The organism is Methylophilus sp. Leaf408 (genome assembly GCF_916856905.1).
Taxonomy (GTDB): Bacteria; Pseudomonadota; Gammaproteobacteria; order Burkholderiales; family Methylophilaceae; genus Methylophilus.
On record NZ_CAKASK010000002.1, the window covers coordinates 151,967 to 166,537 of the forward strand.

The window sequence follows — 14,571 nt, forward strand, 5'->3', positions numbered from 1 at the left end:
GGTCATGAAAGGCGATAAAAAGATTATTGATATTCTGAATGATTTACTGGCAGGAGAGCTTACTGCTACCGACCAGTATTTGATTCACGGCGAAATGTATGCCGACATGGGTCTGGGTGTGATTTCCCAACGCATCCTCCACGAATCACTGCATGAACGTGAACATGCCCGCGCGCTGATCCAGCGTATCCTGTTTCTTGAAGGCACCCCTAACCTGACCAAGCGTGACCCAATCCATATTGGGAAAGATGTGAAATCCATGATGGAATCTGACCTTGAACTGGAATATGCCGTGGTCAAGCACCTGAAAAAAGCCATGCAAGCCTGTGAAGAAGCTCAGGATTTTGTGACGCGTGAAATGTTGCTGGTGCAACTGGAAGATACCGAAATGGATCATGCTTACTGGCTGGAAAAACAGTTAAGCCTGATCAAACTGATCGGCATTGAAAACTATTGCCAAAGCCAGATGGGCGACGGCCCTGCTGTTGCAGTTTAAGGAGCCCGCATGAAAGGCGAAAAACACATTATCAGCACGTTGAACAAAGTGCTTAAAAACCAGCTGACTTCTATTAACCAGTATTTCCTGCATGCGCGCATGTTCAGGAAGTGGGGCCTGGAAAGACTCAACGACTACCAATACAAACAATCCATCCGTGTTATGAAAGAAGCGGATGAAGTGATTGAGCGCATCCTGTTTCTGGACGGCCTGCCTAACCTGCAAAACCTTGGTAAATTACTGATTGGTGAAGAGGTGGTGGAATGCCTGCAAGGTGACCTGAGTTTTGAGAAGGACGTACAGCGCCCGCAGTTGATTGAAGCGATTGCCGAAGCTGAAAAATTGCAAGACTACGTGACGCGTGATTTACTGACTGAGTTACTGGAAGCCTGCGAAGAAGCCATTGACTGGCTGGAAACCCAGCAACGCCTGATTATCGATGTCACTTTGCCTAACTATCTGCAAACACAAATAGAATCTGAATAATCACTGATTTTCAGATCTTATGAATTAAGCCGCTTTTGCGGCTTTTTTCACGCCCTGCCGGAACCAAACTACGCTTGACAAACTCTCAATAAATGATAATAATTATCATTAGTAACCTAATAGAGAACATATGTACGTTTGCGTTTGTAATGCAGTGACCGAGCGCCAGGTTCATCAGGCAGTCAGGGACGGCGCTAAAACCGTTAAGCATTTGAAAGAGCAGCTCGGCGTCGGTGCAGACTGTGGAAAATGTGTCAGTTGCGCAAAAGCCTGCCTGAAAGAGGCTCACGCTGAACAACATCCGGGCCTGGTCAAAAAACTGATTCAGTTGACACCGGTGCAATTAGGCGCGGCTTAATTAATACCGGCGTATGATATTCAAAAAAGGGGCTTTCGGCCCCTTTTTGCATGTATGCTTCAGGCTTTGCAGGTATCCCAATCCTCCATACAATTCCAGTATCTTAATCTAGCTTATTTACTCATTGTCAGACAACCAGTTACCAACCTTAAACTTGCGCATTCTATTGTTGCTACTATTGCCGCCTTTATTATGGGCAGGTAACTTTATCGCCGGGCGCGCTATTAACACTTCAGTGCCGCCAGTGACTTTGTCACTTATCCGCTGGAGCATTGCTTTCGCCTGCTTGTTGCCTTTTGCCCTGCGGCCATTTTTGCGTGACCGCATCTATTATTACGCTTACCGCTGGCCTATTTTTGGTACCGCGATCACGGGCGTGGCAGCCTTTAACTTACTGGTGTATTGGGGTTTGCATACGACCAGTGCTACCAACGGCATTATCCTCAATTCATTTATTCCATTCCTGGTCGCTATCTTCGGCTTTGTGTTTTACCGGAAAACATTACCAGCCAGCCAGTTAATCGGCTTACTGGTGTCGCTGACTGGGGTATTAATTGTCGTCTCACACGGCGATTTGCAAATACTGCTAACGCTGGCTTTTGCAGAAGGAGATGTGATTATCTTCCTGGCGATGGTGTTCTGGGCCTTATATACCCTGTGGCTGAAAGACATTCCGGCATCCATCAACCGAACCGGGCTGATGTTATGCCAGGTGATGATTGCCTTGATTTTCCTGTTACCACTTTGCGTTTGGGAACTGCAGACCAGAACCATACACCTGCAAAACCCGCAAACGTTGTGGATACTGGCCTATATCGGCATTTTTCCGTCCGTGATTGCGCTGCTGGCATATTCAAAAGCGGTGACGCTGGTGGGTTCGGTACGCGCGAGTGTCTTTATCCATGCCATGCCGATTTTTGGTTCAGTGCTCTCCACGCTGCTGTTGCACGAAGCTTTTCACTTGTACCAATTCCTGGGGATGCTCACCATCTTCACAGGGATATGGCTTGCGAATAGAATAAACTAATCAGCATCAGGGCGACCAAGAAGTAACCGTTATGCCCAATTGCCAAATTAAAGGAGAGTGCGTATGGCAATAGCAATCAACCCGGAACTGGATTTGGTACTGGAGAAAGAAGTCGATGTATTACCGGAAGAAATTTGGCATGCATGGACGACACCGGAACATCTCAAACAATGGTTCTGTCCACTGCCATGGAAAACGATAGATTGTGAAATTGACCTGAAACCAGGCGGCCTTTTCCGCACCATCATGCAATCACCAGAAGGCCAGCAGTTTCCCAATAGTGGCTGTTACCTTGAAGTCATCCCCGGTAAGAAACTGACATGGACCAATGCGCTGGAACCCGGATTCAGGCCAGCCAAAAGCCCTGAACAGTCTCCCGGCCATGAATGCGCAGAATTCATGATGACGGCCAGTATCGTCCTGGAAGCAATCACTAACGGAACCCGCTATACCGCTTACGCCTTGCATGCCGACGCAGCTTCTAAACAGCGGCATGAGGCGATGGGTTTTCAGGAAGGCTGGAGCGCGGTACTTGACCAGTTGGTGGCAGTCATCAAACAGTCGCGCTAGCGGGTTTAGTGCTCACCAAGTTTGATCAGGCCATGCGATGCAAAATGGCAGACAAGGCTTTCAGTTCTTTTTCGGCTTGTACATGATTGGGAAACAGACTAGCCTGCACCGCATAAAACCTTGCCGAATGGTTCATCTCTTTCAGATGCGCCATCTCATGGCAAATCACATATTGGATAATATGCGGCGGCGCTTGTATCAACCGCCAGTTGAGGCGTATCTGCCTGCGGCTATTACAACTCCCCCAGCGTGAGCGGGCATTTGAAAGTGCTACGCCAGTCACCTTTTCGCCCATCTGGGCCGCTAGCAGTTCTACCCGCCGTTTAAAGTCCGGCAATGCCTGCTGTGCAAACCATTGCAATACTTTGCGGGCAACAAACGCCTGCTGATCTATTTGTGGCGACCGCACCAGTAACTGGTTGCCTTGCAGCACAACCGCTTTATTCGTCGCGTGATGCTGCAGCGACAGCACGATATCCTGCCCCATAAACATCAGCGGCTCGCCATCAACCCACTGCATCGGGCTCACATGGTTATTTTCACGCAATGCGAGTTTTTGCTGGATCCAGCTGGCTTTTTGCAATAATACTTGCTGTAGCTGGCTGGCGTTAATGCGTTTGGGGGCATGCACTACCAGGCCTTCAGCAGTAATTTTGAGGCCTATGGTTCTGCGCACCCGCAGATCGAGTTGATAAGCAATGGTTTGCCCGTCAGGCAATTGCAACACTTGTTCTATCATGTTGCCGTGATCACAGGGATTGCATTTCGGTTTCTATCCAGTCTTCCACCAGTTTATTCACCGCATCCGGCTTCAGGCCAGTAGTATCAATCGGCTGACCAATCACTACCTGAATGACACCAGGATATTTAAGGATAGAACTCTTGCGCCAAAACCGGCCGGCATTGTGTGCGACCGGAACAACGGTGCTGTTACTGTGCGACGCCAGCCAGGCGCCACCGATATGGTATTTGCCACGTGCACCCGGCGCAGTACGCGTGCCTTCAGGGAAAATTACCACCCATAAACCACGCTTGAGACGGTCTTTGCCATGATTGACCAGTTTCTTCAAAGCCTCACGGCCGGAACTGCGATCAATGGGAATAGAACCTACCGCCCACAGTGCCCAGCCAAGAAATGGCAGCATCAGTAACTCTCTTTTAAGCACCCACACCTGTGGTGGAAAGATAGATTGTAAAGCGATGGTTTCCCAGGCGGATTGATGCTTGCACAAAATCACTGAAGCCGAATCAGGAATATGTTCACGGCCTTTCACTTCATAGCTTAAGTTGCAGGTGATTTTCAGCCACCACAACACGCAGTCCGCCCATCGACTTACCCAGCGGGAGCGCGTGACCGCTGATGGCATGGGGATCAATATCAATGCAAATATTGAAAAAGGAATGGTTAATGCAAACAGCCCCACATAAAACAACAGCGCCCGCACATACAACACGGCATTACCCATTATCTATCCCCTGCAATAATGTCTTGCACGGCAGCGGCCAGGTCAGCCACCACAATGGTATTTGCAGGCACTTCGGCCAGGTTGTAGGTTTCTTCGCCTTTGCCGGTTCTCACCAGATAAGGCTGGCAACCGGCATCAGCAAACGCCTGCAGATCGCGCAAGGCATCACCAACGCCATAGACTTTACTAAGTTCCAGATTAAAACGCAGCCCGATTTCTTTTATCATGCCAGTTTTTGGTTTGCGGCACGCGCAATTGTCACCGGCAGCATGCGGGCAATAAAACACCGCATCTATCCTGCCACCTGCTTGCGCGACGGCTTTATGCATTTTCTCATGTATGGCATTCAAGGTCGCCATATCAAAATAACCGCGCGCTATTCCTGACTGGTTTGTCGCGATAGCGACGCGGTAACCACGCTGGTTCAGCAAAGCAATCGCTTCCAGGCTACCGGGAATCGGGATCCACTCGTTAGGATTTTTAATAAAGGTCGCGCTGTCCTGGTTAATGACACCATCACGATCTAATATAACGAGTTTCATCAACTTTCTCCGGCATTCCTGAACAACAGGAATGTCTTACATTAACTGGCTAATTTCGATAAATCTGCTACGCGGTTCATAGCCTGGTGCAACGTTGCCAGCAGGCCTAAACGGTTCGCCTTCAATGCAGGGTCTTCAGCATTGACCATAACATCCTCAAAAAATGTATCCACCGGTGCTTTAAGCGCAGCCAAGGCTTGCAATGAAGCGGCATAATCACCGGTTTCAAACAGCTGGTCAGCCTTTGGTTTGGTATTTTCCAGCGCCTGATGCAACGCTTTCTCGGCTGGCTCCTGCAGCATGCTGGCGTTCACTTCCGCCGTCACTTCGCCTTCGACTTTTTTCAGGATATTGCTGACGCGCTTGTTAGCGGCTGCCAACGCTGGCGCTTCCGGCAAGTTAGCGAAAGCCTGTACCGCAGCTAAACGACGCGGCACTTCTGCCAGATGGTTGGGTGACAACGACAGCACGGCATCCACTTCCAGCGCGCTGGCGCCCTGATCGCGCAGATTGACTGCCAGGCGGTCAAAACAGAATGCCTGGATCGCTTCCGCCACATCAGGATTGCCGTTAAATACGCTTAATGTTTGCGCAATCAGCTTGTCGAATGCCAATGGTAAATCTGTTTCCATCAGCATACGCAAAATGCCCAGCGCCTGACGACGCAAGGCAAATGGATCTTTGTCGCCGGTTGGTTTTTCGCCTATGCTGAATAAGCCGACTAAGGTTTCCAGTTTATCTGCCAGGGCAACCACTACACCGACCTGGCTGCGCGGCAGATCATCACCGGCAAAGCGTGGACGGTAATGGTCTTCAATCGCATAGGCGACATCATCGGCCAGCCTTTCATGCTGCGCATAGTAGCGGCCCATGATACCTTGCAGCTCAGGGAATTCACCGACCATATCTGTCAGCAAATCGACCTTGGATAAACGTGCCGCTTGCGCAACTTTTGCCACAAATCCATCACCTCCGATTTGCTGGGCAATGACAGAGGCAATCGTCACCACACGCTCGTTCCGCTCACCCTGTGAACCTAGCTTGTTGTGGTACACCACTTTAGCCAGGCCAGCCAAACGGCTGTCCAGTGTCTTTTTCCTATCCTGGTCAAAAAAGAACTTGGCATCTGCAAGGCGCGGACGCACCACACGCTCATTACCACCAATCACTTTGCTGGCATCAGCCGGGTTGATATTGGAAACGATTAAAAACTTGTTGGTCAGTTTCCCGTTGGCGTCCAACAATGGAAAGTATTTCTGGTTCGCCTTCATGGTCAGTATCAGGCATTCTTGCGGTACGGCCAGAAATTCTTCTTCAAACTGGCCGAGCAACACATTGGGACGCTCCACCAGCGCAGTCACTTCATCCAGCAAGGCATCATCTTCAATCGGCTTGAGATTTTCTTTGGCAGCAGCGGCTTGCAGTTGCTTTACAATTTCAGCACGACGGTCTGCAAAACTGGCAATCACAGCACCTTCGTCGGCTAATTGTTGCGCATAAGTGTCAGCAGAGCTGAGTGTCACCACTGGATTCTTCGCTTCAAAACGGTGGCCTAGCGTGGTATTGCTTGCGGTCAAACCCAAAGTGGAAACAGGGATAATCTCATCGCCATGCAATGCAACCAGTCCATGCGCCGGACGCACAAAGTTGACACTTTGCCAGCCGTCATTGATCTGGTAAGTCATCACTTTAGGGATAGGCAACTTGGCCAGCGTTTCATCAAGGGCTTTTTGCAGGCCTTCCTGCAAATTGGCCCCTGATTGCGTCGCATCCAGGAACAGGATATCCGCTTTGCCATCATTTTCTTTGCGCAATCTGGCAACCGCAGATTCGTTTTCACCCAGCGCCTGCAGTTTCTTCAGTAACGCAGGTGTTGCATTGCCGCTGGCATCCAGACCTACAGTCGCTGGCATCAGTTTTTGCGCGACTTGTTTGTCGGCAGCTTTGGCAGCCACATCCGTAATATGCGCGGCCAACCGGCGAGGGGAAGCGAACGTAGTCACAGCACTGCTATCGGCCAGCAAACCGGAAGCTTTCAGGCTTTCGGCCAATACACCACTGAATGCCTCACCTAATTTATTTAGCGCTTTAGGCGGCAGTTCTTCTACAAACAATTCAACTAACAGATTGCGGGTACTCATGCGGCGGCTTTCTTATTTTGTTCTGCTTTATCGCTTTCCAGTTTGGCGATGACTTCGTCGGCCCATTCTTTAGGTGCCATCGGGAAACCCATACGCGCGCGGCTATCGAGATAGCTGGCAGCGACTGCACGGGCCAGGTTGCGAATACGGCCAATGTAGGCTGCACGCTCGGTGACTGAAATGGCGCCACGTGCATCCAGCAAATTAAAAGTATGCCCGGCCTTGAGCACCTGCTCGTATGCAGGCAAGGCCAGTTGTACTTCCATCAAATGCTTGGCCTGTTTTTCGTGTGCATTGAAGGCGGTGAACAGGAAATCAACATCGGAATGTTCAAAGTTATAGGTAGATTGCTCAACTTCATTCTGGTGGAACACATCGCCGTATTTAACCCCCGGTGAGTACTCAAGGTCATAGACGTTTTCCACGCCTTGCAGATACATCGCCAGGCGTTCCAGGCCGTAGGTGATTTCACCGGTGATAGGTTTGCAATTGATGCCGCCGACCTGCTGGAAGTAAGTGAATTGTGTGACTTCCATGCCATTCAGCCAGACTTCCCAGCCCAGCCCCCATGCACCCAGGGTCGGGTTTTCCCAGTCATCCTCCACAAAGCGGATATCGTTCTCTTTCAGGTTGAAACCCAGGGCTTCGAGTGAGCCCAGATACAGTTCGAGAATATTGGCCGGTGCCGGTTTTAGCACTACCTGGTACTGGTAGTAGTGTTGCAGACGATTAGGGTTTTCGCCATAACGGCCATCTTTTGGGCGACGGCTAGGTTGTACATAGGCGGCTTTCCATGGTTCAGGGCCTAATGCGCGCAGAAAGGTGGCAGTGTGGCTGGTGCCTGCCCCGACTTCCATGTCATAGGGTTGCAGCAAGGTACAACCCTGTTTATCCCAGTATTCTTGTAGTTTTAAAATGATTTGTTGAAAGGTCAGCACCATTTTGCCTGATCCGATGAAATGCAAAAGGCAGATTTTACCTGAATAACAGGTAGCCACGAAATGATTCGCCGTGCCTGAAAGACTGGCAGAGTGTCACCAAATGATTCTTTACCGGAAAGATCGGTCAGGTAGTCACAGTGACCCCAGCTCCAGCCTTTCACGCCCTCAGGGATGACTGCATCTTTACCCATACCAGAGGTATTAACGAATGTTGCATCGTTACTTTTAACATCGTCTTTAGTAAAGTCTTGCATGGTTTATCCCTCAATCACTAAGCATTGATTCAGTGAGTTCGTCATTGCTCAGGCTGAACGTCGAGTGTATCGATGACTTATCAGTAAACCCAGCGCACTCAATATAATAAACAAGTAATTACCCCACCAGACATATGGGGTGCTACCTTGATAGCTTTGCGCCTTGCCTACCAGAATCAGACCCTCGTCATGCGGTGCATGCTGCCTGATCTGCCCATCGTGACCAATAATGGCAGTGGCGCCGGTATTGGTGCTGCGTAACACCATACGCCCGGTTTCAATTGCCCTCACCTGGCTAAATTGCATATGCTGTTCTGCCGCAAACGATTTACCGTACCAGGCGTCATTGCTGATATTCACCAGTAATTCTGCTTCCGGCAGTTGTTGTGCAATCTCTTCACCGAACACATCTTCATAGCAAATATTCACGCCTATTTTTTGCCCAGCAATGTGCAGTGGTTTTCTGGAAGTACCACGTGACAAATCACTGAGCGGCATATGCAACAAGTCCTCATATATCCAGCCGAATACGCCTTTTAATGGGATGTATTCGCCGAATGGTACCAAATGACTTTTGGCATAGGATTGCGCAGACGAAGTGCCGAAACTGATGGCGCTGTTGTAATAATTATTATTTTTTGCTTCTACCACGCCGAGCAGGATATCGCCTTGCTGGCTGACGGCATGCTGTTTGAGTGCGGCAAGATACGATGGATCAATCTGTTCGGCCAGCATAGGCAATGCGGTCTCCGGCAAAACTATCAGTTTCGCTTCCGCCATGCGTACCATATCCAGATATTGCCGCAAGGTACGCTGCGCCTGCTCGGGTGACCATTTAATGGTCTGGCTGATATTGCCCTGCAAAAGGGCGACGGTGACAGGTTGCCCGACAGGATGGCTCCACGGGATTACTGCCAACACACTGCCAACTGCCAAAAGTGCAACCGTTAATATGCATGCACGTAAACGATTTGCGTTATTCAGCCATGCATAAGTCAGACTGGCAGCGATCCCTGCCGTCAATGCCGAAACACCATATACGCCGATGACCGGCAAATATCCCACCAACGGACTGGATGGCGCTTGTGAATAACCTAAAGTGAGCCATGGGAAACCGGTAAAAATCCAGCTGCGAACCCAGTCTGAAAGTGCCCATAAAAGTGGCGCCATCCACAACAGGTTGCCAGATCTTTTCACAAGATAACCAGACAGTGCCGGGAACAATGCCATAAATGCACACAGGCAAAACGTACTGAATCCGGCAAACCACCAGGGCATACCGCCAAAGTCATGCAGGCTGATATAAATCCAGTAAATGCCAACGCAATATAAACCGATGCCGAACGCGAGGCCCAGTTTGAATACCTGACCTGAGGTACTGGCTTGCTGCCAGAGAAATAACAAAATAGCTAAAGACAACCAGGGCAACCAGAACAGGTAATACGGTGCGAAACCTAATACGGTGAGCGCGCCCAAAGCTAATGCCAATAAAGCGCGTTGCCAGAGTGGCGCTTGCTGCGCCCAATGCTTGAACCTACTCAATGCGACCCTTTCACAGGTTGAATATTAGCTTTAGAAAGCCAGGTAGAAAAATCAGGTGACTGCATGACTTGCCATTCAACAATACGCGCCAGTGCAATCGGGTCGCTTTCGTCAGCTTTATCGAATGGCTTGGCCGGATGACACATTAATACCGGCGGAAGATTATATGGGGTTGACGTTGAGTATTGCTTGAGTTGCCTTGCCCAGGTTAACCAATGCGCCTGGTAATCCGCGGCATCTCCTTCAAAATCATATACACCGAGCAAGCAAGGCGACACCCTGAGTCCGGCTTGCAAAGCAGCAGTTTGCAATGCTTTTGCACCCAGCCAATGAATCATCCGCGCCTTCAAACCACTGTCCGCTGGCGGGCTGGAGATCCTTAACCATGGCCGTGCATAGGCTGATAATTTTCCATAACGCTGTTGCATTTCCGCTAACAACTCATCACGGATAATGGGCAACTGATGCACATGCAAATGGCCATCTACATAATCTGGCGCGGTGCCGGTAGCCTGTTCAAAGGCAATTAACTGCTGCTGGATATTGGCGCGCACTGCATGTTGATCCAGCAAACCAAGCAGGCTGCGTAACACTAGCACAGGGTGAGATAAGCGCAACGTCCGCGAAAACTGGGTAAAATCCAGGTGCAAGCCGATATCGGCTTTCGCGCGAATTTTCGGGCTTAACTGAGTAGCGCTTTTAGCCCAGGTCGGGCTGAGGGTCATACACGAAGTGGCCGTGAGTACGCCGCGTTGAATCAAATCAAGAATAGCGGCATCAATCGCTGCAGATTGTGCAAAATCATCCGCACAGACAATGACTTTAACTTTAGCCATGCTTAAAAGCCCAGAAGCGGCTAAGCAACCAAGTGCTCATCGCAATAACCACCATTACCACACCCAACACAAACCAGAACGGCAATGGCGTGTAAGTAAGTGCCAACCAAACCAAGGCCTGATTGCCTAAAAATCCTGTTAATGCGACCGCTAAAAATTTGGGAAATGCTTGCTGGTGCCTGGCTTGTGTGCCGCGAAAAGACCACCAGCGGTGACCGATGTAACTGACCGGGAATGCGGCAAGAAACCCCAGCCAGTTCGCGTCAGATGGCACCCAGCCTAGCGCATGTGCCAGCAGGGCGACTACATAATGCACCGCTGCAGCCACTGCACCGACACTGACAAAGCCTAATACTGAAGCGCGCATGAGTAACTAAGCATCAACCTTAGGTTTTCGACGACGCGGAGGTTTTACTGCTGCTTCCGGTTTAAACGTTAGCGGTTCCACCACTTCGGCAACAATATAGGGTGGACGGCCTTTGACTTCGTCATACACCCGTGCCAGGTATTCACCGAGCACGCCAATAAACAACAATTGCACACCTGCAAAAAACATCATGCTGGCGACCACCGTTGGCCACCCTGGAATGGATTCATGAAAGAATAAAGCATCAATCACGACCACTGCGCCATAGGCAAACGCTATCAGCGCCAGTACCACACCGGTCAAACTGGCCAACCGTAAAGGTAATACGGAAAAACTGGTAATGCCTGTCCACGCCAGTGCAATCAATTTGAGTTTTGAATAAGCACTTTCGCCATGTAACCTTGGTAAAGGCGTATAGGGGATACCAATCGATTTATAGCCAACCCAGGCATAAATGCCTTTCATGAAGCGGTTACGCTCCGGCAGCGCACACAGGGCATCCACCACTTTCCTATCCATCAATCGAAAATCACCGGCATCACGCGGAATATCGATATGGCTGCTGGAACTCATCATGCGGTAAAACAGGCGCGAACCCCATTGCTTGAACGAGGACTCCTGTTCGCGGTCCTGGCGGACGGCATAGACCATGTCGTAGCCTTCGCGCCATTTTTCCAGCATGGTAAACATCAGGTCTGAAGCGTGCTGGCCATCAGCATCCATACAAATCACCAGCTCACCTTTGGCAAAACCTAAGCCAGCACTGATGGCGTTTTCCTTACCAAAGTTACGCGAGAATCTGACCAGGGTGACATGATGAACATCTATCAGACTTTGCACGACCTGCGCCGTTTGGTCGCGACTGCCGTCATCCACCACGACAATGTCCCAATACGGCGACATTTGCTGCAAGACGCTGCTGATATTTTGCAGGGTACTGGCGATGTTTTTTTCTTCATTGTAAGCCGGCACCATGACCGTAATATGCGGCTGGGCAGTCGGGCGGGCAGAGTCTGTGATTGTCATGGCATTACATTCTGGTAATGAACTGATTGGGATTGTAGCGGATTCAGTCTAGTTTTTGGCAGGTGTTGCTGAACGATCATTCGCCTGCAGATTACGCCTGTCTTTCACTACCGCTAGTGACATACCCTCGCGCTCAATATTAACGATAACTTTGCCCTTCATTACTTCGTGGCAATGCATATTGGTGGTTGAAATATAAAAGTCAGCTTCTTCCCATCTGCGTGTCACCTTAAAGCGGTGATCAAGATAAGGTTCAATTTGCGGTGTATCTACACAAGCACCGATCCAATATGGTTGCGAGCGCTCAGGCAGCTTCATCGCCTGCAACTGATCCATGGCCTCTCGCAAAGCACTAGACCAGTAATCGCCTTCCCAATTGAATTGCGCCTGCTTTTGATCACCAACCAGCCGGTTAAGTCGTACATATTCAAATGGATGTAACTGCACAATATCGATAAATGTAACCAGCATTAACCCAGCCACGACCCCAGCCCAGAGTGATTGATAAACTACGCGGCCGGACCAGCGGCTGTTTGCAAAAGCGTCATACATGGTCAATACCGCCCATGCACCAAGAATCGCCAGCAATGGCAGCAAGAAAGTGAAGTGGCGGACACCGTTATAAAGTGCCGGCTTGTCGTTTAGCACAAACATTAAAGGTAATAGAATAGCGGCCAGCAGCGTATGCATAGTAATCCGCGTATTCATGTCGGCGGCCTGTACAGCGTTTCTGCATGCCAGCCATAGTAGCGGAATTGAGGCTAACCCGAGCAATGCGGCTTCCGGCAATTTCACCGCCAGATACTGGAACAGGTAACTGCGCGGTACATCACTGATGTTGTACATAACCCCATTTGCCATGGTCTGCATATTGAAATCAAAATGTGAGAATGATTCAGCGGCTTCGAGAATGTTATCGACATCGATCACGCTCCATGGCCAGCAGATGGCCATAAATACAAACGCCAATACAGCAGCAGGCAACAACACCAGCACCATGCGTAACAAGCGTGACAGCACGGGTGAGCCATTCGCTTTATGATCCAGCCATGCACGCCAGATTACCAGCAAGATAAGATAGATCACAGCGAACGCTCCGCCTACGCGCAAGCCTAGCGCGCCACCGACGGCAAAGCCCAACAATACGATGGCTTTGCCACTGACATTTTCCATATCACGCACCACCAGTGCCGTAGCGTAAAGCGCCCACAACATACAAGCAGCGAATGGAATGTCTTTGGTATGGGTAAACATGGCACCTGACCAAGAGACGGTCAGTAGCAGCATCAGCATGGAGACTAAGGCCAGGCGCTGGCCGCCTAATAAATAGGCAAAACGCGAAACACCGTAAAAACCCAGCAGGCCGAACAAGGCGGAGAGTAAATGGCGGATGTCCCAAATCATAATGGGCACATAGGGGTCTAGCGCAGCCGCAATAATGTCGAACAAACCGCCATACAGGTAAAGGTTGCGGTAGTGAAAAGCATCCTGATCGGTAAAACCTGAACTGTACCAATCCAGCAACATCTGGCCGTATGTATGTTGTACATACTCGTCATTGCTGATGCCATGCTGCCTGAAAGTCAAGGCGACCCAGACAATTAACCCTAACCAAAATAGACGTGTTAACCAGGTCAGCGTTGAAGCAGACGACAAGTGGGCAGGCGCAGGTTTCATAGGCATTACGAACGTGAAAAACGAACTCGCAAGCGTATCATGCCGCAAACGCTTATGATAGTGTGCCCCCCGCCCCGCACACAAAAAAGCCTGCAGGCATGCAGGCTTTAGGCAAAATAACTATTGACCGGGATCAGTATGTACCGAAAAACGGTAGCCGGAACCACGTACGGTTTGAATCATGTCCTGATGGTTAGATGCCACCAGTGCATTGCGTAAACGGCGAATATGCACATCCACGGTTCTGTCTTCAACAAATACACGGTCACCCCAGACTTTATCCAGCAACTGTGTGCGGCTGTGCACACGCTCAGGATTAGTCATGAAAAAGTGCAGCAACTTGAATTCAGTTGGGCCTAGTGGAATATGCACATTATGACCGGTGACGCGGTGGGTGGTTGGGTCGAGATGCAGGCCCGCGATTTCAATCGGGTCATCTGTCATCTGGGGCGCACGGCGACGCAAGACTGCCTTGATACGCGCATTTAGTTCGCGAGGGCTAAACGGCTTGGTCACGTAGTCATCGGCACCAACTTCCAGACCACGCACTTTATCAAATTCATCGCCACGCGCGGTCAGCATAATAATCGGTACTTCTTTGGTTAAACCATCTGACTTCAGGCGACGGGCAAACTCGATACCGCTCATACCAGGCAGCATCCAATCCAGCAGAATCAGGTCAGGCATGGTTTCACGTAATAGCATCTGCGCATGTTCTACACTGGTAGCACGAATCGCATGATGTCCGGCTTGTTTGATATTCAATGCAAGCAATTCCTGGATTGCCGGCTCATCTTCTACGACCAAAATATTAGCTGCTGCCATGACGCTCCCTTTTAGGA

General features: G+C 50.0%; 17 protein-coding genes. 5 read left to right on the forward strand and 12 right to left on the reverse strand.

The window, feature by feature from the left end:
* The first annotated feature begins 4 nt into the window (after positions 1-4).
* From bfr (LPA26_RS11550) to LPA26_RS11570, 5 genes are all read left to right on the forward strand, one after another.
* Positions 5-496, forward strand: coding sequence for a bacterioferritin (gene bfr, locus LPA26_RS11550; RefSeq protein ID WP_229008465.1), 492 nt, complete (start codon positions 5-7; stop codon positions 494-496).
* Between the two features lie 9 nt (positions 497-505).
* Positions 506-982, forward strand: coding sequence for a bacterioferritin (gene bfr / locus LPA26_RS11555; RefSeq protein WP_229008466.1), 477 nt, complete (start codon positions 506-508; stop codon positions 980-982).
* Between the two features lie 130 nt (positions 983-1,112).
* Positions 1,113-1,340: a bacterioferritin-associated ferredoxin gene (locus LPA26_RS11560; protein ID WP_055827890.1), complete on the forward strand. Its 228-nt coding sequence runs from the start codon at positions 1,113-1,115 to the stop codon at positions 1,338-1,340.
* A 154-nt stretch (positions 1,341-1,494) separates the two neighbouring features.
* On the forward strand, positions 1,495-2,367 hold the full coding sequence (locus LPA26_RS11565) for a DMT family transporter (protein WP_229008467.1): 873 nt from the start codon (positions 1,495-1,497) through the stop codon (positions 2,365-2,367).
* A gap of 63 nt (positions 2,368-2,430) precedes the next feature.
* On the forward strand, positions 2,431-2,937 hold the full coding sequence (locus tag LPA26_RS11570; protein WP_229008468.1) for an SRPBCC family protein: 507 nt from the start codon (positions 2,431-2,433) through the stop codon (positions 2,935-2,937).
* 25 nt (positions 2,938-2,962) lie between these two features.
* Here the strand turns inward: LPA26_RS11570 and LPA26_RS11575 are convergent, their stop codons facing one another.
* The 12 genes from LPA26_RS11575 to phoB form a co-directional block, all read right to left on the reverse strand.
* Positions 2,963-3,676 (reverse strand): M48 family metallopeptidase, encoded by a 714-nt coding sequence (locus LPA26_RS11575; RefSeq protein WP_055827899.1) that lies wholly within the window; start codon positions 3,674-3,676, stop codon positions 2,963-2,965.
* Positions 3,677-3,686: 10 nt separating this feature from the next.
* Positions 3,687-4,403: a 1-acyl-sn-glycerol-3-phosphate acyltransferase gene (locus LPA26_RS11580; protein ID WP_055870084.1), complete on the reverse strand. Its 717-nt coding sequence runs from the start codon at positions 4,401-4,403 to the stop codon at positions 3,687-3,689.
* Positions 4,403-4,945, reverse strand: coding sequence for a D-glycero-beta-D-manno-heptose 1,7-bisphosphate 7-phosphatase (gmhB, locus tag LPA26_RS11585; RefSeq protein WP_229008469.1), 543 nt, complete (start codon positions 4,943-4,945; stop codon positions 4,403-4,405). Before gmhB ends, LPA26_RS11580 begins: the two co-directional genes overlap by 1 nt.
* Before the next feature lie 41 nt (positions 4,946-4,986).
* Positions 4,987-7,086, reverse strand: coding sequence for a glycine--tRNA ligase subunit beta (gene glyS / locus LPA26_RS11590; protein WP_229008470.1), 2,100 nt, complete (start codon positions 7,084-7,086; stop codon positions 4,987-4,989).
* Positions 7,083-8,024, reverse strand: a complete 942-nt coding sequence (glyQ, locus tag LPA26_RS11595; RefSeq protein WP_200936999.1) for a glycine--tRNA ligase subunit alpha — start codon at positions 8,022-8,024, stop codon at positions 7,083-7,085. Before glyQ ends, glyS begins: the two co-directional genes overlap by 4 nt.
* Entirely contained in the window at positions 8,018-8,281 is a 264-nt protein-coding gene (locus LPA26_RS11600) for a hypothetical protein (protein WP_229008471.1), read from the reverse strand. Before LPA26_RS11600 ends, glyQ begins: the two co-directional genes overlap by 7 nt.
* A 48-nt stretch (positions 8,282-8,329) precedes the next feature.
* On the reverse strand, positions 8,330-9,823 hold the full coding sequence (gene lnt, locus LPA26_RS11605) for an apolipoprotein N-acyltransferase (protein WP_229008472.1): 1,494 nt from the start codon (positions 9,821-9,823) through the stop codon (positions 8,330-8,332).
* Positions 9,820-10,659 (reverse strand): ChbG/HpnK family deacetylase, encoded by an 840-nt coding sequence (locus LPA26_RS11610; protein ID WP_229008473.1) that lies wholly within the window; start codon positions 10,657-10,659, stop codon positions 9,820-9,822. Before LPA26_RS11610 ends, lnt begins: the two co-directional genes overlap by 4 nt.
* On the reverse strand, positions 10,652-11,026 hold the full coding sequence (locus LPA26_RS11615; protein WP_229008474.1) for a GtrA family protein: 375 nt from the start codon (positions 11,024-11,026) through the stop codon (positions 10,652-10,654). Before LPA26_RS11615 ends, LPA26_RS11610 begins: the two co-directional genes overlap by 8 nt.
* 6 nt (positions 11,027-11,032) lie before the next feature.
* Positions 11,033-12,052: a glycosyltransferase family 2 protein gene (locus tag LPA26_RS11620; protein WP_229008475.1), complete on the reverse strand. Its 1,020-nt coding sequence runs from the start codon at positions 12,050-12,052 to the stop codon at positions 11,033-11,035.
* A 48-nt stretch (positions 12,053-12,100) separates the two neighbouring features.
* Complete coding sequence (locus LPA26_RS11625; protein ID WP_229008476.1) at positions 12,101-13,729, reverse strand: glycosyltransferase family 39 protein; 1,629 nt, start codon at positions 13,727-13,729, stop codon at positions 12,101-12,103.
* A 120-nt stretch (positions 13,730-13,849) separates the two neighbouring features.
* Complete coding sequence (gene phoB, locus LPA26_RS11630) at positions 13,850-14,554, reverse strand: phosphate regulon transcriptional regulator PhoB (protein ID WP_055827933.1); 705 nt, start codon at positions 14,552-14,554, stop codon at positions 13,850-13,852.
* Positions 14,555-14,571 lie beyond the last annotated feature (17 nt).